This window comes from Hungatella sp. SB206 (genome assembly GCF_051132295.1).
In the GTDB taxonomy this organism is placed as follows: Bacteria; Bacillota; Clostridia; order Lachnospirales; family Lachnospiraceae; genus Hungatella; species Hungatella effluvii.
Genome location: NZ_CP096603.1, coordinates 7,319,271 through 7,344,604 on the forward strand (window position 1 = coordinate 7,319,271; position 25,334 = coordinate 7,344,604).

The 25,334-nt window shown below is 46.8% G+C and carries 24 protein-coding genes; 4 read left to right on the plus strand and 20 right to left on the minus strand.

What is annotated here, in order from left to right; genetic code table 11:
- Positions 1-7: 7 nt before the first annotated feature.
- The 5 genes from M1L66_RS32885 to M1L66_RS32905 all read right to left on the minus strand — a co-directional run bounded on the left by M1L66_RS32885 (position 8) and on the right by M1L66_RS32905 (position 3,645).
- Complete coding sequence (locus M1L66_RS32885; RefSeq protein WP_110322863.1) at positions 8-466, minus strand: threonine/serine exporter family protein; 459 nt, start codon at positions 464-466, stop codon at positions 8-10.
- A gap of 2 nt (positions 467-468) precedes the next feature.
- Entirely contained in the window at positions 469-1,269 is an 801-nt protein-coding gene (locus M1L66_RS32890) for a threonine/serine exporter family protein (RefSeq protein WP_025529767.1), read from the minus strand.
- Entirely contained in the window at positions 1,253-2,041 is a 789-nt protein-coding gene (locus M1L66_RS32895; RefSeq protein WP_434689912.1) for an MBL fold metallo-hydrolase, read from the minus strand. Before M1L66_RS32895 ends, M1L66_RS32890 begins: the two co-directional genes overlap by 17 nt.
- A 148-nt stretch (positions 2,042-2,189) precedes the next feature.
- Positions 2,190-2,510: a hypothetical protein gene (locus M1L66_RS32900; protein WP_002605286.1), complete on the minus strand. Its 321-nt coding sequence runs from the start codon at positions 2,508-2,510 to the stop codon at positions 2,190-2,192.
- 391 nt (positions 2,511-2,901) lie between these two features.
- Positions 2,902-3,645, minus strand: a complete 744-nt coding sequence (locus M1L66_RS32905; protein WP_434689914.1) for a MerR family transcriptional regulator — start codon at positions 3,643-3,645, stop codon at positions 2,902-2,904.
- 282 nt (positions 3,646-3,927) lie between these two features.
- Here M1L66_RS32905 and M1L66_RS32910 point away from each other — a divergent pair, with 282 nt between their 5' ends.
- Positions 3,928-6,528 carry an HD domain-containing protein gene (locus M1L66_RS32910; protein ID WP_434689917.1) on the plus strand — a complete coding sequence of 867 codons (2,601 nt, stop codon included), beginning with the start codon at positions 3,928-3,930 and terminating at the stop codon, positions 6,526-6,528.
- A gap of 39 nt (positions 6,529-6,567) precedes the next feature.
- Here M1L66_RS32910 and M1L66_RS32915 read toward each other — a convergent pair whose 3' ends face one another.
- From M1L66_RS32915 to M1L66_RS32935, 5 genes are all read right to left on the minus strand, one after another.
- Positions 6,568-6,705, minus strand: a complete 138-nt coding sequence (locus M1L66_RS32915; RefSeq protein ID WP_434689919.1) for a hypothetical protein — start codon at positions 6,703-6,705, stop codon at positions 6,568-6,570.
- A 154-nt stretch (positions 6,706-6,859) separates the two neighbouring features.
- Complete coding sequence (locus tag M1L66_RS32920) at positions 6,860-7,201, minus strand: MmcQ/YjbR family DNA-binding protein (RefSeq protein WP_002605293.1); 342 nt, start codon at positions 7,199-7,201, stop codon at positions 6,860-6,862.
- A 135-nt stretch (positions 7,202-7,336) separates the two neighbouring features.
- Positions 7,337-8,521: a polysaccharide deacetylase family protein gene (locus M1L66_RS32925; RefSeq protein WP_434689922.1), complete on the minus strand. Its 1,185-nt coding sequence runs from the start codon at positions 8,519-8,521 to the stop codon at positions 7,337-7,339.
- 558 nt (positions 8,522-9,079) lie between these two features.
- Positions 9,080-9,886, minus strand: coding sequence for a CPBP family intramembrane glutamic endopeptidase (locus M1L66_RS32930; protein ID WP_434689925.1), 807 nt, complete (start codon positions 9,884-9,886; stop codon positions 9,080-9,082).
- A gap of 155 nt (positions 9,887-10,041) precedes the next feature.
- Complete coding sequence (locus M1L66_RS32935; RefSeq protein ID WP_434689928.1) at positions 10,042-10,422, minus strand: zinc ribbon domain-containing protein; 381 nt, start codon at positions 10,420-10,422, stop codon at positions 10,042-10,044.
- 174 nt (positions 10,423-10,596) lie between these two features.
- Here M1L66_RS32935 and M1L66_RS32940 point away from each other — a divergent pair, with 174 nt between their 5' ends.
- Positions 10,597-11,181: an AAA family ATPase gene (locus M1L66_RS32940; RefSeq protein WP_432764207.1), complete on the plus strand. Its 585-nt coding sequence runs from the start codon at positions 10,597-10,599 to the stop codon at positions 11,179-11,181.
- A 92-nt stretch (positions 11,182-11,273) separates the two neighbouring features.
- Here the strand turns inward: M1L66_RS32940 and M1L66_RS32945 are convergent, their stop codons facing one another.
- From M1L66_RS32945 to M1L66_RS32970, 6 genes are all read right to left on the minus strand, one after another.
- On the minus strand, positions 11,274-12,749 hold the full coding sequence (locus M1L66_RS32945; RefSeq protein ID WP_434689930.1) for an aldehyde dehydrogenase family protein: 1,476 nt from the start codon (positions 12,747-12,749) through the stop codon (positions 11,274-11,276).
- Positions 12,750-13,172: 423 nt separating this feature from the next.
- Positions 13,173-13,385 carry a DUF378 domain-containing protein gene (locus M1L66_RS32950; protein WP_002605301.1) on the minus strand — a complete coding sequence of 71 codons (213 nt, stop codon included), beginning with the start codon at positions 13,383-13,385 and terminating at the stop codon, positions 13,173-13,175.
- 184 nt (positions 13,386-13,569) lie between these two features.
- Positions 13,570-15,075 carry an AAA family ATPase gene (locus M1L66_RS32955; protein ID WP_434689933.1) on the minus strand — a complete coding sequence of 502 codons (1,506 nt, stop codon included), beginning with the start codon at positions 15,073-15,075 and terminating at the stop codon, positions 13,570-13,572.
- The gene (locus tag M1L66_RS32960) at positions 15,072-16,391 is read right to left on the minus strand and encodes a vWA domain-containing protein (protein WP_434689936.1); all 1,320 of its coding nucleotides are present in this window, start codon (positions 16,389-16,391) and stop codon (positions 15,072-15,074) included. Before M1L66_RS32960 ends, M1L66_RS32955 begins: the two co-directional genes overlap by 4 nt.
- 108 nt (positions 16,392-16,499) lie before the next feature.
- Complete coding sequence (locus M1L66_RS32965) at positions 16,500-17,534, minus strand: leucine-rich repeat domain-containing protein (RefSeq protein ID WP_434689939.1); 1,035 nt, start codon at positions 17,532-17,534, stop codon at positions 16,500-16,502.
- Positions 17,535-17,654: 120 nt separating this feature from the next.
- Positions 17,655-17,867, minus strand: a complete 213-nt coding sequence (locus M1L66_RS32970) for a DUF6783 domain-containing protein (RefSeq protein ID WP_349769008.1) — start codon at positions 17,865-17,867, stop codon at positions 17,655-17,657.
- Here M1L66_RS32970 and M1L66_RS32975 point away from each other — a divergent pair.
- Complete coding sequence (locus tag M1L66_RS32975) at positions 17,850-17,981, plus strand: hypothetical protein (RefSeq protein WP_432764208.1); 132 nt, start codon at positions 17,850-17,852, stop codon at positions 17,979-17,981. The two genes, M1L66_RS32970 and M1L66_RS32975, sit on opposite strands and share 18 nt — an antisense overlap.
- Positions 17,982-18,243: 262 nt before the next feature.
- Complete coding sequence (gene thrS / locus M1L66_RS32980; protein ID WP_434689941.1) at positions 18,244-20,145, plus strand: threonine--tRNA ligase; 1,902 nt, start codon at positions 18,244-18,246, stop codon at positions 20,143-20,145.
- Between the two features lie 62 nt (positions 20,146-20,207).
- Here the strand turns inward: thrS and M1L66_RS32985 are convergent, their stop codons facing one another.
- From M1L66_RS32985 to M1L66_RS33000, 4 genes are all read right to left on the minus strand, one after another.
- Complete coding sequence (locus M1L66_RS32985; protein ID WP_434689942.1) at positions 20,208-20,873, minus strand: hypothetical protein; 666 nt, start codon at positions 20,871-20,873, stop codon at positions 20,208-20,210.
- Between the two features lie 101 nt (positions 20,874-20,974).
- Entirely contained in the window at positions 20,975-22,120 is a 1,146-nt protein-coding gene (locus tag M1L66_RS32990) for a glycosyl hydrolase family 18 protein (protein ID WP_434689945.1), read from the minus strand.
- A 166-nt stretch (positions 22,121-22,286) separates the two neighbouring features.
- Positions 22,287-23,267: a Gfo/Idh/MocA family protein gene (locus M1L66_RS32995; protein WP_187024685.1), complete on the minus strand. Its 981-nt coding sequence runs from the start codon at positions 23,265-23,267 to the stop codon at positions 22,287-22,289.
- A gap of 6 nt (positions 23,268-23,273) precedes the next feature.
- On the minus strand, positions 23,274-25,334 hold the full coding sequence (locus tag M1L66_RS33000) for a beta-galactosidase (protein ID WP_434689948.1): 2,061 nt from the start codon (positions 25,332-25,334) through the stop codon (positions 23,274-23,276).

Sequence of the window (25,334 nt, forward strand, 5' to 3'; positions counted from 1 at the left end):
GGGCCTGTTACCGGCTTCGCGGATTGCCCTGTTTCTCTTCTTTCTTCGAAAACACCCTGAATATCCCCTGCGGCAGTTCAAACACAAACACGATCCCCAGGACGATAGCCACCGCCACCTTAAGGGCCATATAACCGGTCTGGGACGCCTTGTCCAGCTCATTTGTCACGATATAATAGGCGGTCCAGTACACCCCCGCGCCGGGTACCAGCGGAAAGAGGCCGGAAATCAGAAATATGGTAACCGGACACCGTTCCCTGACCGCAAAGAGCCGCGACAGCAGAATCACCACGATCGTGGCAAAGAGCGCAGCACCCGGCGCGGTGCTGCTCTGAATCAAAATGGAGTAAACGGCCCATCCGGCTCCGCCGATCAGTCCACAGTATGGATAATACTTTGTGGGAACCCCGAACAGGAGGGAAAATGATACCGTCCCCCCGACGGCAGCCGCCACAGAAATAAGCAGTGTCACAGCATCACACCTCCCGTCAGCCCACGGAACAGGCTGAACACAAGTCCAACGCCCATGGCAATACAGAAAAATACCAGCAGAGCATCCAGCATCCGCACGGATCCGGAGATGTAGTCCCCATCTGCGATATCCCGTATGGCGTTGGTAAACGCTACTCCCGGCACCAGAGGCATGATGGAACCGATAATCATGAAATTCAAGTGCTGCCCTACGGAAAGCAGATACATCACGGAACAGAGAAAGGTCACCAGTGCACCGCCTCCGATATTTCCCACAATCTTCGATAAATGCGGGCCGCTGATATACAGCACGTAAAAATACAGGAGCACGCCCGACACAAAAGCCGCCGCGCTGTCCATGAAATTGCCCCCGAACAGCATGCAGAAGCATGCGCTTCCCACACCGGAGGCCAGGATCTGCATGGTCTTCGTCTTTCCGGGCATGACACGGATCTCATCAAGCCGTTCCCTCACTTCGCCTATGGTATACCGCCCCTCCACGATCTCCCTGGACAGCTGGTTCACCGCGGCCACCCGGTTTAGATGGACTCCGCTCACCGGGATATGCTGGACCTTTGCAAAGATCTCTTCCCTCTCATTTCCCGAGGTAATAAAAATCCCATTGCTCAACACAAATGCGTTCCCCGACTCGATTCCGTAATAGTGGCAAATTCTGTCGATCGTCTCCTCCACCCGAAAAATCTCGGCTCCATTTTCCAGCAGAATGTGGCCCGCCTGCATGGCGGCGTCCAGGATCTCCCGCTGTTCCTCCCCGCTTAACTCACACGAAACGTTCATCTTCCTCTGTAAAGACCTCCCCATCCCCAGTAATCTCTTCAATCCTGTCTCTGTAACCGGCCGAACAGCTGAGTGCCCGGATCTTCCCTATCACAGAATAATCTCCCCAGCAATGCATGGGAAATACATGTTTCACATCCACTTTATGCAGGAATTCGTCCATTCCCAGATAAAAATCGTCCTCCTGCCTCGGATCCAGCGGCAAAAAAGCCACATCCAGGTGCATTCCGGCCATTTTATCAATCTGAGCACTGTATTTTTTAGCCATGGAGTCGTTCCAGTTATCCGGTTCGCCCTCCCATCTCCAGTTATTTAAGTCTCCCGCATGATAGATGGTTTTGCCTTCCGCCTCAATCAGAAACGCCACACCTTCATCCGTCGATTTATAAGTATGGATGGTCAAACAGGCGTCAGATATAACTCCATCTTCTATCTGATTCTCCGAAGCTCCCGTGAGCTGCCGGATTATGCCGTTCTCCAGCCTGTACTTCACCGTCTCCCCATGCTTTAGGGAATCCGTAAGCGGCAGCACCTCCTCCGGCAGGCGCTTCCTCCAGATATCGTTGGACAGGACAAACCTGACGTTTCCATGTTCCTTTATCAAATCAAAAATCACAGGCGAATAGTGGTCTCCATGCCTGTGGCTTGCCAATACCAGAAGTGGTTTTTCCCGCTTCATCCCGGGAATCGTTCCCTCCGTATAATCAAACAGCAGATAAACCGATTCCAGCTCCACTAAAAAAGAGCTGTGATGGATATAAGTAATCTTCATGTGACGCCTCCTTTCCCGTTATCCCTATTCTGTTATAACGGAAAGCGTTTGTCAACTTTTTTCTTCTTTTATAATCAGAAAGGGCGGAGACACTCGTCTCCGCCCAAATAAATTGCTTTTTTGCTGTAACAGCTTATGTCAGTTCTGATTAGTTCGCTGCTGTTGTAGCTTCTTCTGTTACTGCTTCTGCGTCTTCAAGAGATGCAGCTTCAACTTCTTCAGAAGACTCTTCTGCGGAAGCATCCTCAGAATCTACTGCTTCTGTAGACTCTGCGTCTGCAGATTCTCCTTCAGTAGTCTCATCTGCAGCTTCTTCTGTTGTAACTGCTTCTGTTGTTGCTTCTGTTGTAACTTCAGCTTCTGTTGCTGCAGTTGTCTCAGCAGTTGTACCGCTGCCACATGCAGAGATTGATGCCATAGTTAATACCGCGATGCCTGTAAGTACGAGTTTCTTTGCTGTCAGTTTCATAATTGTTCTCCTCCTTGCGACTACATAGGTGTCTTTTTGTTATGTCTTAGAATTGTGTCATGACTTTCGGTTGTCCTATGCCCTCAAGTCGAGAGTCAGTTTATCACTCCAAACGTTTAAAGTCAATGTTCTTTCTGTGATTTTTTTCTTAATTAAAAGTCACCCGATTTCTTAAAATTTATTACAATTGACAAAAGAGGTTCTAAACTGAAAACTATGAAAATATACTCTTGTAACCATACTGTACTTTTTTAGGCGTTCTTTATTTCATGTCATTATGCACTATTATCCGATGCTATGGCGCAGCGTTTTTTGTGTACTTTTTTGCTATTTTCCTGTGTTTTTGTGTTTTTACCACGTTTGCGGCGCTTTTCAGCCCATTTTCCATTATTTACCGTTTGCAGTAGCTTTCTATCGCCCGGCTCATAAATTCGGCTGTGTGTTCGCCGAACTGGTCGATATTTTCTTTAAAACGTCCGTCCCCCACGTACATTTTTCCCAGTCCCTCCAGGATTTCCAGGGTGCATTCGTAGTAGTTTTCGGTGATATGGCTCCTCCACCGCTCCACTAATCCGGCCGCACGGCTGCCCTCAGGCGTCTCACCAGCCTGGGCGCACTCCGCAAATTCCCGGAAAATATCACTCATTTCTTCGTTTAAAGCCTTCCACTTTTCCTCTCCGTAGCCGGAAGTCTTCTTTTCACTTTCGCGGTACGCCTCCGTGTCACCCCAGTGTTCCTTCGCTTCTTTCGCGTACTTTTTCTTTGCTTCTTCTATCTCGTGCATATCAAATTCCTGAAAACTCATGGTGTTTTCTCCTCTCATCATACTGTCCACCAGTCCGGTCAGCCGGCGCAGCCGCTCGATCTTCAGCAAGAGCAGCGACTTATGGGCCGCAAGTGCTTCCTGGCGGTCATAGTCAGGCTTCGACAACATGTCTTTGATTTCCTTCAGAGGAAAATCCAGTTCCCGGTACAGCAAAATCTGCTGCAGCGCTGTAAGCGCCTCCTCGTCGTAATAACGGTACCCCGCCTCCGTCGTGTCGGTTGGTTTGAGCAGCCCTATTTCATCATAGTAATGGAGTGTGCGCACACTGATATTTGTTAATTTTGCTGTCTCGCTTACTGTCAGTCTCATAGTTATCACCGCCTTCATTTTTTACTATAACGTATGACGCAGCGTGAGAGTCAAGAGTTTTATTTATTAGTATAAAATAATTAACCATCAAAATACACAATAATGCTGATTTCCCATTTGCGCTTTGTTTTCTCTATAGTATAATAGAAATAGATAGTCTTTATAATGATAGATTATTAAAAAGGTCAAACTTATCAGTAACTTGCATGGCACCCATTACATAATTTCGCGAAAAGAACATAGCAAAAAAATATGTGGCAAATATTATATAAGGAGATTTTTATGTCAGAACAAACGAAAGAGGAAAAATATGTAATTAATTTAATAACCACCCCAAGGCACAAATTAGAAGTGGAAACCGTTTGTGAAATAGTAAAAAAGATCTGGACCTCTGAGGTCAGAATCGTTAGAGAATACACCGATCATGGATATGAACATTCTCAAAGAATAATTCAGAAATTATATGAAATAATACGGCCGTATCCTCAAATTTTAACAGAAACTGAATTATATTTTTTATTACTAGGGGTATATCTACATGATATTGGTATGCAGTGTAATATTAAAAAATATAAGGAGATTAAAGATTTAGCAATAAATACTTATTCTGCATCATTTAATTTTGAATTACAAGAGGGCACTGCAAACACATATTCCTCTGAAGAGCAAAATGAAATTCGGCGTAATCACCATTTACTAACTGGTGCATGGATTGAATATTCACAAAAGAATAATACTATATTATCACCGTTTGTTAATATGATTGATACATCATACCTGGATGATTTAATAAAAATATGCATATATCATTCGAAATTACAAATATCCGATTGTACAGAAATATCAAGGTTAACCTCCATTCGAACCAGACTGGTTGCTGCATTATTGAGATTTGGTGATGAATTAGATATAGATGCTTCCCGTATCCATATTGAAACCATGGCCGCATTTGGATATAAAACAGAAAATGCTGTGTTTTGGTATTTACATTCCAGGACAAAGGTAACAATTAAAGATTCAGCAGTAACCGTTACTGCCCTTTTAACCAAAAATGATTATAATAATTATGCTTCATGTATTGACAAAATATATATACAAAATTTTAAATTAAAAAATAAAATATTAACTGACATTATTTCTCAAAATAAAATTAACGTTTTTATTAGTGAGGACTCCGGAGTCGAAATAGATCGTTTTCAACAAGATTTACCTCAAGAAATTGCCTCCACGTTAAAAGCCATGTATAAAGATCAATTAAAAGCAGAATCCAAGGATAGCATCGAATTATTACTTAGTATGTCCGCAGATGAAAATCAAGAGGAAATCCTTAATATGTTATTAGGAAAACCTAATAATTTAAATTTTATGCAAAAATACAAAAATAACTTTATTACTAATGCACAAAATTTAAAATCTCTTATAGATGAGTTAAAGGCTTCCTATTTTATAAGCGAGCCATCTGTTGAAAATGCTATTACAACAATAAATTCTCTTAGATATGATGTAAAGCCGGGTATTTTTACGGACAGCGAAGATGCATTTACTAATTCATACAAAATATTTCTTTTTATTAAAGCATTTACCACTGAACAGTTAACATATTTAAGTGATATTGGAATCAAAATCCCCTGTCAGGTATCCTCTGGACAAGCCCTGCCATATGCAAACAATTTTTTCAAATTTTATTTTAAATATAAGAGTAATCCTGATTTATTAGAAGAGATAATTAAAGCCCGTGATTTATTTGATTATTATACATTCGAACAGATTGAACGGATACTACGATCTTATAATAAGATCATTAATTTTTCTACCAATCATATTGAATTTTCAAATTCGTATGTATATCCAAGTCCATCTTATGGAAAATTGCTTGCCGCAAGTATTTATGGTGAATCAAACAAAATTCTCATATGGGATATCGAAAACAAAAAACGCGAACCCATAGCAGCCTTAGGTGGTCTGTTCGAACCTGTCAACAATATAAAGATATACAGATTTGACAATCAAGTGATTATAACAGCAGCAGGAATTCGGCAGATATACTTCTGGAACCTTAATTTAAACAATGGAGAGCCCATATACATTATAAAATCTCTTAAACCAATATCTGATTACTTAATCTATCGATCCATAAATGGCATATTATATTGCATGGGACTTGTAGATAGAAATATATTAATCTGGGAACTGTATAAAGAAGAACAGCCAATTACATGTATTCCTGCAGGAAATGATGTTTTTATGGTCAATACCCGTTTATCAACGGCCGAACCTGCGTATGAATGTTTAGGATTAAACTCTTACAGTGATAATGTGGAACCGAACATAATAGAATTAGTTGAAGTCTCTGCCTTAAGTTTTAATCAAGTATTAAGACTTGAGATATATAAACATATAGATATTAGCAAAGAATCCGCAGATGGCTATGGAAATCGGCTCAATTCATATTTTATAAACTCGCTGGGAAAAGAAATATTTTTATTAATCAATAATAATATTTATATAGGTGATTTATGTAGCTCTAATATTATAAAGCTTGCAAATCTGGAATCCCAACGAATATTACATGTTGTATCCAAAACAATTAACAACCAGCTGTATTTGCTTACATACAGCATATATCAACAATATAGAAACTCCGTAGATTTAATTCATCTTTACAAATTAGAAAATAAGAAAATTGTAGACCACCAGAATTGGCTATGCGAAAAAAAGGATGTTTCTTACGCTGCATTTTCAGCAGCTAATCAAACTCCTCAGATTTATTTTGCTCATCTGTTCGACAATAAAATAAACAAATTACTATTTGATCCTAATTCCTATTCAGAATTTTACACCATTCCAGATACATTTAATCTTAAATGTTTAACTTCGGAATAGTATATTCTGCTTTCCGGTAACAAATACAAAAGCAGAGCCTCATAATCCAATAGTATTTCTATGGGTTATGAGGCTTTTTCCTTCCTGAAAACTCCTACACAGCTTCAGTTTTAAGTTTACAAGAACCTTCTCCTTTTCATTGCTCTTAACCTCCAACTGGAGGATTTCATCCATCACACCACGGCATCCAGTTCTAGCTGTTCATCCAGCCAATCATAATACAGGGGCTATGAAGTCTTTCTTATCCGCTTCGCAATGAGTATCAGCCAAAATAAGGCTGTCCCTGCTGCATACCATTCCTGCATCGGGTCGGTTCTCGGGTCTGCCTGCCTCATCGCTTTTCCATTGTCAGATCAAAGCTCTCGCCAATCATTCTTTTTATATCCGGATCCGGGACCGTACCATCCAGTAAAATCGTATTCCAGTACTTCTTATTAAGATGGTAACCAGGCAGAACGCCCGGAAATGCATTTCTCCAGAATTCAGTCCATTCGGGATCACATTTTACATTCACACAGGTCTTTTCCTCACGCGTATAGATCCATGCAAATACCTTTTTATTCTTTCTGTGCCGGATCACAGCCCATTCCGTATCGTGAAACGGATAGTCCTCGTAAACATCCGGATAAGTCAGACAGTATTTAATTAAATCTTTCTTCGTTTTAAATGCCATAGCAGATACCCGTCTTTCCTTGATTCCAAAACTGTGTCGGAACAGTTTCGGGGGATTTACCGGCGCTGTGTGTTATCGGTGCAGATGAGCCGGGCGTATTAATTATACTGTATTTCCGGCAATTCTACAATGATATTATGGCCGGAATCTGCTGTACACCTTTCCCGGCTGGATACCGCCTCTGTAGCTGGCCAGCTCGCTCACTGTCACCAGCTGGAATCCCATTTCCTTCAGCTTTGGAATGATAACCTCTGCGGCGTCCGCGGTTGTTCCGTACAAATCGTGCATCAGCACGATATCTCCGTCTTTTACATGGCCGATGACCGCATCAATGGTCTTCTGCTTATTTTTCGTCTTCCAGTCCAGGGTGTCGATGGACCACAGCACCGCAGACATCCCCATGGAACCGACGGTCTTCATGGCCGCGTCGCTCTTCGCTCCGCCCGGCGGCCGCATGAGTACAGGGGATACACCGCCTGCCAGACGTATGCTGTCATTGGCTCGTGCCAGCTGTGACTTAATTCCCTCTGCTCCCAATTTTGTGATTGCTTTATGCTCATACGTATGATTGGCTACTTCACATCCCAGTGCGGCCATCCTCGCTACCGCCGCCTTATTTGCCTTTCCTGTTACACGATTTCCCACCATGAAGAAGGTGGCACGTCCTCCGTTCGCTTCCAGGCTGTCCAGAATCCGGTTGGTAACAGGTGCGTGAGGGCCGTCGTCGAATGTCAGCGCTATCATAGGGCGGTTTGGGTCAATGCCCTGTACGGCTGCTTTTTCTCCAGGTATCGCCGCGCCCTTTGTGACAATCGTCATGCGTATTCCCGTTATTTTAAGTCCGCTTCCCTCCTGACCGGCTGTTCCCTCGTCGTTTCTCACCCAGGGCGTCCACGCTCCATTCTGCTGGACCGTATAGCAGACGTCATACAGACTGCTCAGTCCGTCGGTCAGCCTCGCCCGGAATGCAGTAACCGGAGCATCTCCCTCTGTACGGCCGGCCATGACACTTCCCGCCGTCCATTCAGTCCAACCGGCGCCGCCCACCTCCACCTGATACGCCAGACCTCCGGCGATGTTCTGCGGCTGATTCAGTAATTCAGCCTGAAATCCGGTCATGTAGGTTCCCTCCGGAGCTGTATACAGCGAATCGTCTGCCTGCTTATCACTCCATGCAGTAGGGTTATTAAACGCCTGATAGCTTATTTTCACAGGCTCTTCCGCCCGGGCAATTATCGCCTGCACCGGAGCCGGGAGGGTGCCTGAAAACACCAGAAGCGCCAGCATCAGCGCCTTAATTTTCATATGTATTCTTTTCATTCGATTACCTCTTGTCTTTTTTCTTATATCTATCCTTTAGACGTGCCAGCATTCAAAAAAGTTTCAACTACATGAAACTTTTTAAATATTCTTAATATTCAAACGTATTATACCACTGAAAATAGTAAATCAGATAGAGGAATCTATTGGAAGTCCGGATAGCTTTTTGTATGATAGAGACGCTTTTCAATTACAAAAAAGACTTCCCGCTGGCCGGGAAGCCCCTTTTTATCTTTATTGCTTGAAGCCGAAATAACAGCATAAAAGCTCTTGCCCTGTTTTATAAGCCCCCCGTAAACATGCATGAAACCTGGATTGTTGCATATCCGCTAATTTTATTCCCATAGCGCTTTACAAGGTAGTGGTACTTATCCTCTAAAACAGACGCATACGCTCCATCTGGGCAGTCTAAATACCGCTCTTAGACCAGCGTCCGCCCCGTAAAAGGGGCGTTCATACGAGGATTGGGGGCACCTCCAACAAGCCGATTTTCACAATTTGAGTTGTATATAAATTGTGAAAAGAGTACGAGTGTGTACACTCCTCCCCTTCTTGCCACTATTGAATCGCCCGTTGCCGATGTCTTTTATAATACATTAGAACAGTTACTATTGAGGCAAAAATAATCGCAGTATTTGCAGTGATTGTGCCAGTCCAGTTCATCGTTATCGTTCCAAAAACAGCAGATGCCGCATTAAACATCGTGTGAAACAACACACACATGAATATACGGCTTTTGCCTGATACTTTGTAGACTGCTCCAAAGAAAAAACGGAAAGCCAAACATTGAACAGCAAACATCCCGAAGTTAATCAGCCCATCTCCATGATTCGTTCCCGGAATATAAAAAAGAGGGATATGCCAACAAATCCAAATTATTCCAGTAAATAAAGATGAGAGAAGATACCCGTACTTTTTATCAAGTATTGGTTGTAATATATACATCCATCCTGATTCCTCTAAACCGCCGATAATAAGGTTGCCAGGCAAAGATAGCAGAAACACATACAGAGGAAATTCTGTTAATGCGTGTCCCGAAACAGCAAGGTGTATGCCAAAATATATCACCAATCCGAACATAACAAATAAATAGGGATAAATATTGCTTTTTACATAAAATACGTTTTTCAGCCATCCTCTGAGGCTGGTGATTTGCTTGTTTTTCTTTAGTACAAAGTAAGATGCAATCCCCGGCGACAAAATATATATGGCAAAAGGGATGTTTGAAACAAATTGTCCAAATGTATTTGTAAAATTATAGACTCTATAACCAAACTGCCCCAAAAAAATAAGCGCACCTGCCGTTGCATAAGCAATGATGAATGTGACTACTGTAAATTGAATTGCAATCTTTTTATCTGTCATAAATTCACTCCTAATCTTAACAATTTGATGCACATATTCATATTGCATTTAACAAAGCATAAAGCCGCCCCAGCAAGGGGCGTCAATCCCAATGTATAAGTCAGCAGCACCAAGAACCAGTTTTGCACTCCACTTTATTTTTCCTCCGGCTCTTATTAAAGCTTCGTTCCGTATTTCGGGCAGTATTCAAAGTCCTCTTCGGTCTCATACCCGCAGTTTTCACACCGTTTCCGGTTCCATCCGGACACTCTGCGCCCAGTCTGCACAAGCGTTAAATCCTTTTCGGTTATATCCGGCTGTTCTCCATGCGCCAGACGCCTTCCCACCTCCTGATCCAGTTCATAGACGGTACTGCAGCATGACATCTGAACGTAATAATGCCGGTTCCATTTTATGATGGGAATGAAAAAGAGGCTGAAATAAGAGTAGGTCATAAAAACCTGATATCTCCCATAACCGCCGCACTGAGCGCAGATAACGGTCTTCGCGTATTCCAGCGCCTTCTTTCCCTGACTGATTCCAAAGACGAAAAACATAAAGAATCTCCTTCTCAAGTAAATTTATTTTATTATACCATATTTTATCTATTCTGCTATTAATCTTTACAGAAGACCGCCTTGAACTTTTACAGACAAACCATTTATAATAGGCGTAAATCATCACAGTCTGACATTTACAGGCCGTAAGAGGAGGAATTTGTCTTGAAAAAAATGATACTGGTAACCTCACCGCCGGCATGCGGGAAAACCTACATCTCGAAACAACTGGCAAAAAATCTGAAGCACGTCGTCTATCTGGACAAAGATACCCTGATCGTCCTGTCTAACCGCATTTTCGATGTGGCAGGTGTGGAACGCAACCGGAGTTCCGACTTTTTTGAATCCAATATTCGCAATTATGAATATGAGGCTATCATTAATATTGCCATGGAGGCGTTGGATTATGACGATATTGTCCTGATTAACGCGCCGTTTACCCGCGAAATACGGAACCCGGAATATATGGATCAGTTCCGGAAGCGGCTGGCAATGAAGAACGCCCGCCTGGAGATTATCTGGGTCGTCACGGCCCCCGAGATCTGCCATCAGCGCATGATACACCGAAACTCCAGCCGGGACACATGGAAGCTGGAAAACTGGGATAAATATATCAGTGGTGTGGATTTTTCGATTCCTTCAGCCATTGACCGGCCGGACAGTTCTGACGACGATCTTCTTTTATTCTATAACTCAACCGATCAGGAATACCAGGAATCTATGAAGAGAATTGTTGGAATACTGGAAGGGAATGGCTAAACAGAATAAACTGCCGGACAGACACGCTGGATACAAGGAATCTCATCTCCATTCCTGTATCCGGCAGTCTGTCCGGCAGTTCATGCATCGAATCAATAGAATCCCGATGGATTTTCAGACAGATTAATCATAATGTTCTTCATCTGGGTATAATGCTCCAGAATAACCTTATGGGTCTCGCGGCCGATCCCCGACTTCTTGTAGCCGCCAAACGGCGCTCCGGCCGGAATCGCGTTATACGTATTCACCCACATACGGCCTGTTTCGATTGCACGGCAGACACGGACAGCCCGGTTGATATCCCGGGTCCACACAGCGCCGCCCAGACCGTACTCACTCTCATTGGCCATACGGATCACATCTTCCTCATCCTTGAATTTCATCACAACCGCCACCGGTCCAAAGATCTCTTCCTGCGCCACCCGCATATTATTTGTCACGTCTACAAGCAGCGTCGGCTTTAAGAAGCAGCCCTTTGCCAGTTCTCCATCCGTGATTCGTTCACCGCCGCAGGCTACCCTGGCTCCCTCCTTCTTTCCAATCTCTATGTAGTCCAGAATCTTATTCAAATGAGCCTCGTAGATCTGAGATCCCATCATCGTGTCCGCCTCCCACGGAAGGCCAACCTTCACGCTGTTAAACTTCGCCACAGCCTCTTCCACGAATCTGTCATAAATGTCTTCATGCACAAATACACGGGATCCGGCACAGCATACCTGCCCCTGGTTGAACAGGATTCCCAGCTGCAGTCCGTCCATCGCCATTTCCCATTTGCAGTCCGGGAAGAAAATATTTGCCGATTTGCCGCCCAGCTCCAGCGTGGACGGTATCAGTTTCTCCGAAGCCGCGCATCCTACCTGGCAGCCCACCTCGGATGATCCTGTAAATGCCAGCTTCCGGAAACCCGGATGCTCCAGCATATACTGCCCCGACTTTGAACCTCTTCCTGTCACAATATTAAAGACACCAGGAGGCAGAATTCCGTCGATCAGCTTCGCCAGCTCCAGCACGCTTAAGGAAGTATAGCTGGAAGGCTTAAATACCGTACAGCACCCTGCTGCCAGCACTGGCGCAAGCTTCCAAGCCGCCATCAGAAATGGGAAATTCCACGGTACGATCTGGCCCACAACACCGATCGGTTCCCTTAAGATCAGGCTCAGCGTATTCTCATCCAGCATGGACGCTTCTCCCTCTTCCGTCCTCACCGCTCCGGCAAAATAACGGAAATGATCGGATGCATACGGAATATCGATCGTCATGGTCTCTCTGATCGGTTTTCCATTGTCCAGCGTCTCCAAAAGAGCCAGTCTCTCCTTATTCTGATCAATCACATCTGCAATCTTTAACAGTGCATCCGCCCTCTCTGCAGGCGTCGTCTTCTTCCAGCTCTCCCACGCGTCCCATGCGGCATCTACCGCGGCATCTACATCCTCTCTCGTAGCTTCCGCGCATGTGGACAGATATTCCCCATTCGCCGGACAGTAAGATTTAAATGTACCGCCATCGGATGCGTCGATCCATTGGCCGTTGATGTACAGGTTATAGCTCTCTCTTGCTGCATTTTCCATATAACGTCTCCTTTCTAATAAAAAATTTGATGCAGAGCATTCCTCGCGGCCCTGCCGCACTCTTTTGTTCTGTCTCCAGTATAACAGCTTTGAAAAATAATGGCAACAATAGATATTTTATTCACAACTAATCGAATTATTTTTGTGTATAATATACATTTTCTGACAAAATTGTGTTTTGATCGTTAATTAACTATCAAAATATTTTTTAGACAAAAACTCTTATTACTGTATAAAGAGTCCGGCTCGCCGGACTCCCGTACTGGGGTGTGGTCGCTTCAGCGGCCATATTTCCATAGCGCGGAGTGCGCCTCCTGCCCGGAGGGCTTTTTGTGTAACAGGAGCACGTTTCTGCTGCACAAAAAGCAGGAGAATCGCCGAAGCCTCAAAGGCCCGGGCGATTCTCCCGCCATTTTCCTGTTACTATCTTTCTGTACTTACTTCTGAGCGACCATAAAAGGTGAGCAGGTATAATCCGCAGATTCCGACCAGCGCATACACGATTCTGGATATCCAGGACATGCTGCCGAAAAGGAATGACACCAGATTAAAATTGAAGAAGCCTACCAGACCCCAGTTTACCGCGCCGATAATGGCGATGGTAAGGGCTGTATAGTCCAATGCTTTGTTACCCATGGCACTACCTCCTTGTTGTGAGCACCCGGCGGCTGTTTTTCCCCGCCTGCGTGCGATAACTGCCGCCTCTCAGAGGAGAAAAAGATTTCCTTTCTCATTGAAGTGGCTTTCTTTTTTTATTATGGGGAAGTTTTTGGGTTTTTATACACTTTGTACTAAATTAACAGACAATCCGCACCATCTGTCATTTTCCCAGATGGTCAATCCGTTCCTTTATTTCATCCTCTCGGCGGTTAAACAGAAGGCGTTCGTTATACTGGTAATATCTCTGACACTCATATTCCTGAAGGAATTTTATGCTGTAGTAATTCGTATTCAGTTCGGTGATAAACACCGCTATCTCCTGGCTGTCGCCAAAGGATATTTCCATAAAATCAAAGGCGTGTTCCAGCATGGCTCCGCTCTCGTCGAACCGTTTTTCATACTGCTCCCGCTCACGGCCAAAGTAAGATTTTACCGTCTCCCACGCCGCCTCCGAATCCGGTGCTCCCGCGAAACGAAGCTCTTTTTCATACTGCTCCAGAATCCGTTCCACATCCCGGTGCAGGTAATCGCTCTGACGGTTTAAAAGTCCGGCTTCCCGCTTCTTTTCCCAGACCTGTTTAAATTCCTTTTGCACCACGAGGAGTCGTTCCTCCATATCTCCGTCCAGACTTCCTTCATGCAGCTTTTTTAACTCCGCCATTAAAATTTCCAGCTTTTCCGCATCTTTTACCACCTGCTTAAATCCGCTGTTCAGCTTCGAGAGCAGGAGGCCGATTACGCTCAGTTTCTCGTCAAACTGGGCACGTTTTAGCTTATTGCAGAGATTTTCCCGGATCGAGCCAGCTAAAATTTCATCGATCTGGTAATCATCCTGATATTTATAATAGAGTTCCAGGTAATTGGAGAAATCCTTGGCTATCTTCGGGTACTGGAGATACTGTCCAATCACCTCCCGATCCGCCTTTTTTCCAAGTTTTTCATATACTTCAATAAATCGTGATAAATCTTCCCAGCCGCGCGGAGTAGCAAACAGACGGCCATCCACCGTTGTCTCAATCCTGCAAAATGATTCCGGCCTCGCGTTCAGATAGGAGATTATGGCGGGATGGATCGACTGTTCATACGCATACTGCTTCCAAACCTCGTAGTCCGGCTCCACGTGAATCATTTTAATCCGGTCCAGGGTCACCACGTCAAAATCCCTTACGGATTTGTTGTATTCGGGCGGATTACCGGCCGCTGCAATGATCCAGCCTTCCGGAATCTGATGGTTTCCAAATGTCTTACACTGTAAAAACTGCAGCATGGCAGGCGCAAGCGTCTCCGAAACGCAGTTAATCTCATCGATAAACAGAATTCCCTCCGGAAGACCGGTCTGTTCGATTTTATTGTAAATGGATGCCACAATCTCACTCATGGTGTACTCCGTCACACTGTACGGCTTACCGCCATACTCTTTCTTAACGATAAACGGAAGTCCAATCGCACTCTGGCGGGTGTGATGGGTAATGGTATAGGCCACCAGCCCAATTCCGCATTCCCGCGAGATCTGCTCCATAATCTGCGTTTTGCCCACACCCGGCGGTCCGATTAACAGAACCGGACGCTGACGGACAGATGGGATTTCATAGGCGCCGTACTCGTCCTTCAGCAGATACGCCTCAATCGTATCCTTTATCTCTTCCTTGGCTCGTTTTATATTCATAATTGATTTATTTCCTCCTCTGTCAGGATAATTTTCATCGCCCACGCGGGGACGGATACATCTTCATACTGCCCTTCCACAAAGACAAAAGCCGTGTCATAAGCGGGCATTCGGACAGGGTATATTCCCTTTCCGTCGGTAAAGTATAAAAGCCCCTTGAGTTTCTTAAATTTCCCCTGATTCATCAGTCCATTCACGTATTCAAAGGCCGGCCGGAAATCAGTTCCGCCCAGTCCCGATATAGTAAAGTTCTCCATATAGGCCTTCATTTCGTCCTGGCTGGTAATCGTCTCATCAGACCGGATCATCTCATCGCACTGTATGATGTGGATATTGATTTTCCGGAAATAGCTCTCGGATTCACAGAGCACGGAATACGTCTCCTCCAGGAACCGCCGCACCAGCTCCCCGGAGCAGGACATCGAAGTATCCACCACGATCACAAAGTCTTCAATGCGGTGAACCTCCTTCGATTCCAGCGGTTCAATCAGCGGCATATTGCCGTATAGCTCCATTCCATACGTATAAAACACGTAGTCGAAGGAATCCTGGTCTACCTCGTTCTCCTCACGAAGTACGGAAAACCTGCGCAGAAACTGCTTATAATCATACCGCTCCCGGTTTTCAACCCGCACAGCCTCCAACAGGCTTCTGGAATCCTCCGCGTCCTTCTCGCCGAAGGATTCCATCTCCGTCTGCATCTTCTCTCTGTTATTCTGCCACTTATTCTGGCGCTCCTGGCGGATCCTGGGATCTTCTTCCCTCTCCCAATGGTCATGGCTATCCACGTAAAACTCTGCCGCCATGCGCTCGTATTCCTCTTCGGTTAAATCCATGTCCTGAAGCGACTTATAGATGCCCTCCGCCGTCAGAACCCGGAGCTTTTCCTTCAGCTTCGCGTATACTTCTCTCCGGTAAACCGACTGATGGCGGTAAACGTTCTTTACATAAAATTCATCGATGATGGATTCTATGGCAATGTCACAGGCCAGATTCCAGTACGGGACCGCCCGTTTTCCCCGCGTATCCATATGGCCCAGCAGGCAGTGGAATACCATGTGAAGAAAGGCCCGGTTAATCAAGACCCTTCCCCGTTTATACATACTCATCAAATGCTCCGGCTGGTAATAGATGAGAAATCCATCCGTTGCCACTCCGCGCCCTGCGCGGTCCGCCAGAAATCCAAGGCTGCTTAAGGCCACGTCCAGATAGCGAAAATTTAAATACAGTTCATTTCTGGAATTTGTCAGAATATCGTGGCATATCTGTACTTCTTCAAGTTCGTCGAGCTGCTGCTGCCGCAAAGGATCTATCATATGGCTTCACCTGCCTTTCTTTTTATTGATTTATTGATTTATTGTTTTATTGCTTTATTGTTTTGTTGCTTTATTGTTTTCTTTCTGTCATTTCCCTGCTTTACATGCCTACAGCGAAAATGTCCGTTTTTTTGCCGGGAAACGCCGGTGGCGCAGATCCATCAGGCCGCTCAGTATCTCCGTCTCACCTTCCCGGCCGGCCAGTTCAATCATCTCATCCAGCGTTTCCTTCCGGTCCGCATAATGGACCGCCAGCCAGGAATAAGTTTCCGTGTCTCCCGCTGCCAGTGCACATTCCGCGGCCCCACCCATGTGTTCCCTCAGATACTCCTCATACGCCCCTCGATGCGGTTCCATCAATTCCAAAGGATACTTAAGCCGCCCCATAACAAGGGAGCAGACGACCCGCTCCGGCTCCTGAACTTTGATATGGGGAAACAGCGCATCGTATTTGGAAAAACGGAATTCTGTCTGCTCGAAACAGTAGCGGTACATGTGGCCGCATCCATGCATTTCCCGCATGATGATGCGGGCGGGTGTATTTTCCACGGATTCCTCAAACATTTCCGGGAATACCAGTTTTGCCTGGAGAGCTGATTTTGCAGGTGGTGAGTTTAATTCCGATTCTGTATAATAGTTTACATAAAGTTCCTGTCTCAATTCTGATATCAGTTCCTTAAAACAGGAACGGCGGCCTGGAATTATGTGAATATCCATATATTTGATGCTGGCACAACCGGTAAACAGGCCGGACCCTACATCTTCAATCGTGCTATAGCACCGGATCGTATTCAGTTCAAAACAGTTATAGAATGCGTAGTTGCCGATTTTTTTAATCGTCCGCGGAAGAATGATTTCCTTTAAGTGGCCGCAGCATGCCACCGGCGGCAGCTCGACAGCCTCGGGACTGGAGGCATTCCTCCCCGCATCCATTCCGTTTTGTGCATTCCCTTCGGCGTCGGCCAGCAGAATTTTTCCCGCTGCCTTTAACATTTCCCGCCGTCCCCATCCCTCGGAAAATGCGTATGCCGCCAGCTCTGTCACCGGTTTTCCATCTATTGTCTCAGGAATCTCGACCAGGCCGTCATAGCTTCTGCAGCCGAGTATTGCGATTGCTTCGTTCTTTATCTGATATAAAAACATGAACAGACGTCCTGCCTTTCTGTTATACGGATCTATTGTATAACAGATGAATATAACAGAAACGAATCAAAATTGCAATGGATAAATTTTCTCTTGACAAACAAAAAAGAAAGGTATAACCTAAGAATCATAAGAGCAAATCGAACTGCAATGACGGAACCAGTACCCATTCTTAGAGCGTGTTTGAAAATTGCTTTCTGTCAGATGTACATCGCATTTTGTGGGAGCTCTGTTCCGAATGAACGCGGCGTAGTGGGCTACGTTAAGTGAATTCGGGGCAGATCTCCCGCGAAATGAGGCGTGCAGATGGCAGGAATGAATTTTCAAACACACTCTGATGCGAGACAGAGAAAAACGGCATACCTGCTGAAAGCCGTTTTCCGTACAGAATGGCGAACACCACTCCCGAGCACCGTCAAACCAATGGCGGCGTATCTTCTGCGTTAAGGAAGCAGTGTCTCACGTTTGGACACGAGTGAAAAATCAAGGTGGAACCGTGCATCCGACATTCATGCACCCTTGGACAGGATTATTCTGTCCAGGGGTGTTTTTTGTTCTTTTCAACAGTCAAAAACCCCGCCGCAGTCGCCAAATGGACGCGCCAGCGTGTCCGTTTGGCTCGTTGCCCGCGGGAATAAACAAATGTGGATTGAAACAATCACGTCTCACGAAAAAGCATCATAACTCTCAGAGTATAAGGAGGATCATCATGAAAGTAACTTTAAAAAATGGAGAAGTAAAAGAATTTGACAGCCCGCTGTCCGTCTATGAGATTGCGGCATCCTTAAGCGCCGGCCTGGCAAAAAAGGCGTGCGCCGCGGAGATCAATGGAACCCCGGCGGATCTGCGTACCATTGTATCCGGAGACTGCGGGCTTACGATCCTGACCTTTGAAGACGAAGGCGGCAGGGCGGCCTTCCACCATACCACTTCCCACATTCTGGCACAGGCCGTCAAAAGGCTGTTTCCGGAGACTAAGCTGGCCATCGGGCCGTCTATCGCCGACGGATTTTACTATGACTTCGACCGCCCGGAACCATTTTCTCCGGAGAACTTAGAAGCTTTGGAAGCGGAAATGAAGAAGATTGTCAAAGAAGACTTAAAACTGGAGTATTTTACGCTTCCGCGTGAGGAAGCCATCGCCCTCATGAAGGAGAAGGATGAGCCTTACAAGGTTGAGCTTATCGAGGATCTTCCGGAAGAAGAAACCATCAGCTTTTACCGTCAGGGCGAATATACCGACCTCTGTGCGGGGCCGCATTTAATGACTACTGGTCCTGTGAAGGCATTTAAGCTGACATCCATCGCCGGCGCTTACTGGCGCGGTGACGAGCACAATAAGATGCTGACCAGAATCTATGGCACATCGTTCCCCAAGGCCTCCGATTTAGAGGCATATTTAACCAGAATTGAGGAAGCGAAAAAACGTGATCACCGGAAACTGGGAAAAGAACTGGGTCTGTTTACAATCATGGACGAAGGCCCGGGATTTCCATTTTTCCTGCCGAAGGGCATGGTGTTAAAAAATGCGCTGACAAACTTCTGGCGTGAGATCCATGAGCGCGAGGGATACGTGGAAATCGCTACTCCCATCATGTTAAACCGCTCTCTGTGGGAGACTTCCGGCCATTGGGATCATTACAAAGAAAACATGTATACTACAACCATTGACGATACGGAATTTGCAATCAAACCCATGAACTGCCCAGGCAGTATGCTGGTTTACAAATCCCAGCCGCGTTCCTACCGTGATCTGCCGCTGCGCATGGGAGAACTCGGTCTGGTACACCGCCACGAAAAATCCGGCGCGCTCCACGGCCTTATGCGGGTTCGCTGCTTCACACAGGACGACGCCCATATCTACATGACACCGGATCAGATCACCGATGAAATCAAAGGCGTGGTACGCCTCATCGACGAGGTCTACAATATGTTTGGCTTTAAATACCACGTCGAACTTTCCACCCGCCCGGAAGACAGTATGGGCAGCGACGAGGATTGGGAGATGGCGACAAACAGCTTAAGAGAAGCGCTGGATGAGATGGGATACGACTATATCATCAACGAAGGCGACGGCGCCTTCTACGGTCCGAAGATCGACTTCCACTTAGAGGACTCCTTAGGCCGCACCTGGCAGTGCGGTACCATACAGCTTGATTTCCAGCTTCCACTGCGGTTTGAGGCAGAATATACAGGTGCGGATGGCGAGAAACACCGCCCAATCATGATTCACAGAGTACTGCTGGGCTCCATTGAGCGTTTCATCGGCATTCTGATCGAACATTATGCAGGAAAATTCCCGGCATGGCTGGCTCCTGTTCAGGTAAAGGTGCTCCCAATCTCCGACAAGAATGCGGCATATGCAAAAAATGTATACGATGCCTTAAAGAAGAACCACATCCGCTGTGAGATCGATGAACGCCCTGAAAAGATCGGCTACAAAATCCGCGAGGCACAGCTTGAGAAGGTTCCGTATATGCTGGTGGCAGGAGCGAAGGAGGAGGAGAATCATACGGTGGCAGTCCGTTACCGCGATTCCGGTGAAAATGTCACCATGACACTGGATGAATTTACAGAAATGCTGAAGAAAGAGATTGAAGAAAGAGATTAAGAACGAAAGTAAATAGGCAGGGAAAACGGGGCTGATATCATCGCCTCGTTCTCCCTGTTTTCTTAATCGCTCAATGTCGGATCATAGTACGCCCCTGTATCGTCCAGTTCATACCCGTCAGGCGTGACAGTATTGGTCATCATGGCCCCATCCGGTCCGGCGTAATACCAGCAGAACCAGCCTTTCAGCCACTGATTTACAGCCATAACACCATCTTCTCCAAAATAATAACGTTTTCCCTTATCCATCAGCCAGGCGCTGCTTACAAAGCTTCCATCGCCCTTCTTATATTTCCACTGGTCATTTTCCTGTATCCATCCTCCGTCTATGGTCCCATCTTCCCTGGCGTCCATAACATAAAAGGTTCCCATGTTCACGGCGGCTCCGCTGGGTACTACAACAATTAACTGGGCCATTCCGGCGTTTTTTGCATGGTACCGAATTGTATTGAGCCCTTCCTCATTCAGAACAATCTCCGCTGTTATGACGTTCATGTCGGTGGTTCTGATTGTGGCACGGCGCACCCAGCCACTCTCAGATTTAGTTAGAATCATTTCCCCGTCAGTCCCCGCCATGACAGTCGTCCCATCGTATAAGAAGGCTCCCGCCTCCTCTGAACTGATCTCAAAATACTCCCCCGTTGTCTCAATACCGTACGCGTTTACCGGTGCCATTGCTATTACTGCCGTGAGCAGCAATACCGCAATGCATTTTCCTTTTTTCATCATAAAATCCCTCCTAAACAGATATGAAAATAAACGTTACACTCATTACTCTGCCATAATTATACCACGATTCAGGAGTTATTGAAGATGATAACAGAAAATAGTTATTTTTTTACTTTATTTATCTCAAACATATCGGCGAGCAGCAGCCAGTTTGCCCGGAAAAAGTTCATGATCTGCCAGTAGCCGGCGCCTGATAAGTCAAATTCTTTTATCAGATCAAATTTGGCCTTCAGGCTTCGAACGTCTTCAAACCATACTTCATGCTGAACGCCAGACTGCCAGTACCGGAAATACGGCGTCATTGCCGTCTCATCAAACTGTATAGGCACACCGTGATCAATGGCAATTTCAACGGCCTGTAGGTTATTGATTGTCTCCGCCTTTGTCACCCCACGCTCGTAGGGAAGCGGCCAGTCATAGCCGTAGTTGGGAATTCCCAGGCTGATCTTTTCCGCTGGTATTTCCGTCAGGGCGTACTCTACTACACGTCTGACCATATTGATCGGGGCCACGGCCATGGGCGGGCCATATGTGTATCCCCATTCATACGTCATCAGCAAAACCCGGTTGGCCGCCTCTCCGAGCAGGCGGTAATCGATTCCTTCGTAGAGCAGCCCTCTCTGGTCTCTGGCCGTCTTGGGAGCCAGTGCAACGCTCACCTGATAGCCGAACAGGTTCATCACCTGTCTCACCAGCTTTACAAATTCTGCATATTTCACCCGGTCCTCCGCCAGCACGTATTCAAAATCAATATCAACTCCGCCGTAGCCTTTCTGCGTCATCGTGCGCCCCAGCTCCCAGATAAGATTTTTCTGAACATCGGGATTATTTACCAGTGCTGTCACAAGATTATTGTTGAATTTTCCGTCCTCACCCAGAGGCGTCAGCGTCAGGACGGGCCGCACGCCGTTTGCCGACGCCACATTTACCATCCAGCTGTCGTCAGCCATGGGCGGAATCAGGTCCCCATCCGTCGTAAATCCATAGGAGAAGACAGATAGATCCGTCAGATAAGGAAGCGTCCAGTCCAAAGTATCCGGGTTAATAAATGGATACGCGTAGCCGTTTACGTGCAGAGGGCTCTTCATTCTTCCGTTTCTTTCATTATCTAGTAAAAGCGCCTGACCCACGGCCAGGCGATATGGATATGCAATCTGATTGTCCCACAGAAGCGTACTCACGGGAATTCCGGCTTCTGCGGCTATGGAATCTACATTATCTCCGCTTTTTACAACATATATCTGCATGTCAGCATCCTTTTATCAGTATTACTACAATATATGCCGCAGAGGGGAAACACGTTATCCTGTGATCCCGTTGTTTTCATTTGACAAAAAAGCTGCCGTTCCACAGACGATCCTTCGTCCGCTTTTGCAGCAGCTTTCAAGCTATATGCTTTACTTTTTATATTTGTTACTTATACCATTTCGTTCTGTAAACACTTCCCTCTGCCGAGCTCCGGTAGGCCGCCCGTATAATCTGAAGCGTATGCTCGGAATCCTCCAGTGTCGACAACGGTTTTCCCGTACCATCCAGGCAGTCCAGAAATGCCTGCGCCTGATTAACAAATGTCTGGTCGTACGGCTCTGCGTCACAGAGTCTTTCCCCATTTACATAGAGCGCATCCGTCAAATGCATCTCCCCATCGGTCCCCAGTATTCGTATCCCGTTTAACTGGTCTGCCGCTTCAGATGCCCAACTCTCTGTTATGACGCAGAGCGAGCCATCCGTCATCTGCATATTGAGCTGAGCGGTATCTTCGCCATCCAGATCATGCAAACGCAGATTAGCCGTAAACGCCTGAAGCCGCGCCGGCACGCCCAGAAGATACAGCATCTGGTAAATCAGGTGGTGTCCGCTGTCGATTAACGCACCTCCGCAGGACAGCTCCTTCTGCCTTCTCCAGTTCTCTGTTCCCGAGGTATCCAGAAGCTGCGCTGAGAAGAAAGAGGACTGGAGTATTGTTCCCAACGCCTTCTCGTCAAGCAGTTTTTTCATCTGCGAAAGGGGCCTCCGGTACATGAAATTATGTCCTGGAAAAAGCATGACCCGGTTCTGTTCGATGGCTCGCCTGACGCGCTGATACTGTTCAGCCTCACCTACCACGGGCTTTTCCACCAGCATGGAGACCCCGGCAGCGGCGGCCTTTAATATTTCCTGATAGTGGCAGGCAGTCACGCTGCAGAGAACCACCGCATCCAGTTCTCCCTTTTCCAGCATTTCATCCATACTGGCAAACGGGATAATCTGGTGTTCCTCACAGATGGCATGCAGTTTTTCCATATTGGAGTAGGTACACATGCCCACAATCTCCGCTTTCTTCTGCGCCTTGAACGCAGCCAAATGTTTCATCGCAATAAACCCGGTACCTACGATCCCTATTCGTTTTCCCATCTATGGTTACTCCCCTGTATCTAATCTAAACAGCACTCCGTCATATCCGGGGACCTCCAGGCTCCACTCCTTCCCTGTCTGTTCCCTGGCAAAGAGAGGTCTGCTCTCCGGTGTCTGGTTTACAACTGCCATAACCGGTCCGTTCTCCGTCTGGAGCAGTCTGACGATCAGATCCGGCGCCTCCAGTACAGAAAACAGAGAATAGCCTTCCGCTTTGAACTGCTTTTGTATAAATTCAGCCGCTGCGCGGCTCCCCGCATCCTTTACTGCTGCCCCTGGAAATGTTCCGGTCCACCGTATTTCCCCTTTTCCATATTCCACCTCAGCCATAGCAGGAGTTCCGTCTTCAAACCAGCCGGTCACTTCCCCCCGGGCTGCCTTCATCGTCTGCCTGTAATACAGGCCTTCACACAGGACAGCGCCCTCTTTATCCATCACCGGAAGCTCTCCGTCTCCAGCGTCCAGAGATATCTCCTCCGCCCCAAAAGCGGCTTCCAGCATGGGACATGGAGAGCTTGATCCACCCGCAGATATCTCCCCCATCTCCGAATAGAGGCCTGCGGCCGCCTCCAAAACCACGCGGCCGCCCATACCGGCAAACTCAAGGATTCTGCTCTGCTCTTCGTCAGACAGGGAAAGCGACATGGGAACATACAGAACCCGCAGGCCCTCTTCCCATACGGAATCCATATAGTCGCTATGGACAAATCTCACAGGTATTCCCCCTTCGGCGCAGGACTTAAAGACACCATAGATACTGTGTGCATATTTCTCTTCCTGGGCGCCTGCTGCAAAGAGCAGTAAGTCCGCATTTCTGGAGAGGTAGATGCCATTTATAGCCGGAACCGGCCTGCTTCGGTCCAGCTCATATGCTTCGAAGAGCCTGGCGCAGCGGCCCGCTTCCAGACTTCTCTCCGTGTTTTCTCCGTTAAAGCCTGTCAGGCCAAATCCGGGAGATTCCATTCCCGCAGGCTCCGGAGCGTACTGCCAGTACACCACGCCTTTTCCCCCAGCCGCAATGGTATTCCAGTTCCAGATACGGATATCCTCTCTCTTTGGGACCTTATGAGCCAGAAATCCCGGTACGCCGGCCCCGCCCTGAAGCTCTGCCTGGTAGAAATCCTTTTCCCGGGAGGCCGCACAGATGATTTCTGACTGAAGCAGATGAGAAAGATCGTAGTCCCGCTTCGTCTCTCCCATCAGCCACTTCGGAAAGCTGGACAGCCCGAACACGTCCACCTCGCGGGCGAGCAGGAATTCATCGGACAGTTCTATACCCAGCGCGCCGTTACTGGAAGCCCCCATATAATCCGCGCTGGCACTGTGAGTCTGAATCAACTTGCCTGGTGCGCCGCGTCTCGCCGCGTCCACACGCCGTTTCAGCCATTCGGCCAGATTATATAACCAGAACCGCCTCCAGTCCATCATATCCGTATATGTCCCAAACCGCGGCGGAGGAACGATCTCCTCCCAGTCGGAATACCGACGGAACCACGCCTCGTTTAGACGCTCCAGCGATCCATACCTAACCTTCAGCCAGTCCCGGAACGCCCGTTTCGACGCTCTGCAGGCACAGAGGAGCTCATTCTTATAATCGAACATCGGCTCCAGGTGCGGTTCATTCCACACATCAAGGATGATCACACTGCTGTTGTCACGGTAATGCTCTGCTGTACGGAATATAAAATTACACACCAGATCCGAAACTTCCGGATTATCCATACAGAGTCCCGGCCATCCCCCTGTCGGAAGGTTCGCAGGCCCCCCCATGGTAATTTTCTTTCCTTCCACAGTCTCGTACAGACAGTCCGGGTATGCCTCATACAGCCAGTACGGCGCCCCTTCCGGTATCGTATTAATAATCACCTTCAGACCGTTCTTTCCGGCAAACTCTGTCAGTCGGTCCAGATCATCAAACACAAAATGATCCGGTTCCCGCTCAATATCGTTCCATACCGCCCAAAGCTTTACCACACGAAATCCCAGCTGCTTCATATTTAAAAAATCGCGCTCCCAACACGTCCGGTCCGGGAATGGCGGCCTGTAATACTGCGCTCCAAAATACAC

What these genes read in the sequence shown, in the direction of transcription:
- M1L66_RS32910 (WP_434689917.1), top strand. Translation starts at nt 3,928, where the DNA reads ATGTCAGAACAAACGAAAGAGGAAAAATATGTAATTAATTTAATAACC.
- thrS (WP_434689941.1), top strand. Translation starts at nt 18,244, where the DNA reads ATGAAAGTAACTTTAAAAAATGGAGAAGTAAAAGAATTTGACAGCCCG.
- M1L66_RS32990 (WP_434689945.1), bottom strand. Translation starts at nt 22,120, where the DNA reads ATGCAGATATATGTTGTAAAAAGCGGAGATAATGTAGATTCCATAGCC.
- M1L66_RS32985 (WP_434689942.1), bottom strand. Translation starts at nt 20,873, where the DNA reads ATGATGAAAAAAGGAAAATGCATTGCGGTATTGCTGCTCACGGCAGTA.
- M1L66_RS32900 (WP_002605286.1), bottom strand. Translation starts at nt 2,510, where the DNA reads ATGAAACTGACAGCAAAGAAACTCGTACTTACAGGCATCGCGGTATTA.
- M1L66_RS32920 (WP_002605293.1), bottom strand. Translation starts at nt 7,201, where the DNA reads ATGGCATTTAAAACGAAGAAAGATTTAATTAAATACTGTCTGACTTAT.
- M1L66_RS32940 (WP_432764207.1), top strand. Translation starts at nt 10,597, where the DNA reads ATGATACTGGTAACCTCACCGCCGGCATGCGGGAAAACCTACATCTCG.
- M1L66_RS32960 (WP_434689936.1), bottom strand. Translation starts at nt 16,391, where the DNA reads ATGATAGATCCTTTGCGGCAGCAGCAGCTCGACGAACTTGAAGAAGTA.
- M1L66_RS32925 (WP_434689922.1), bottom strand. Translation starts at nt 8,521, where the DNA reads ATGAAAAGAATACATATGAAAATTAAGGCGCTGATGCTGGCGCTTCTG.
- M1L66_RS32905 (WP_434689914.1), bottom strand. Translation starts at nt 3,645, where the DNA reads ATGAGACTGACAGTAAGCGAGACAGCAAAATTAACAAATATCAGTGTG.
- M1L66_RS32935 (WP_434689928.1), bottom strand. Translation starts at nt 10,422, where the DNA reads ATGTTTTTCGTCTTTGGAATCAGTCAGGGAAAGAAGGCGCTGGAATAC.
- M1L66_RS32965 (WP_434689939.1), bottom strand. Translation starts at nt 17,534, where the DNA reads ATGTTTTTATATCAGATAAAGAACGAAGCAATCGCAATACTCGGCTGC.
- M1L66_RS32975 (WP_432764208.1), top strand. Translation starts at nt 17,850, where the DNA reads ATGAATTTTCAAACACACTCTGATGCGAGACAGAGAAAAACGGCATAC.
- M1L66_RS32930 (WP_434689925.1), bottom strand. Translation starts at nt 9,886, where the DNA reads ATGACAGATAAAAAGATTGCAATTCAATTTACAGTAGTCACATTCATC.
- M1L66_RS32895 (WP_434689912.1), bottom strand. Translation starts at nt 2,041, where the DNA reads ATGAAGATTACTTATATCCATCACAGCTCTTTTTTAGTGGAGCTGGAA.
- M1L66_RS32890 (WP_025529767.1), bottom strand. Translation starts at nt 1,269, where the DNA reads ATGAACGTTTCGTGTGAGTTAAGCGGGGAGGAACAGCGGGAGATCCTG.
- M1L66_RS32955 (WP_434689933.1), bottom strand. Translation starts at nt 15,075, where the DNA reads ATGAATATAAAACGAGCCAAGGAAGAGATAAAGGATACGATTGAGGCG.
- M1L66_RS32945 (WP_434689930.1), bottom strand. Translation starts at nt 12,749, where the DNA reads ATGGAAAATGCAGCAAGAGAGAGCTATAACCTGTACATCAACGGCCAA.
- M1L66_RS32950 (WP_002605301.1), bottom strand. Translation starts at nt 13,385, where the DNA reads ATGGGTAACAAAGCATTGGACTATACAGCCCTTACCATCGCCATTATC.
- M1L66_RS32995 (WP_187024685.1), bottom strand. Translation starts at nt 23,267, where the DNA reads ATGGGAAAACGAATAGGGATCGTAGGTACCGGGTTTATTGCGATGAAA.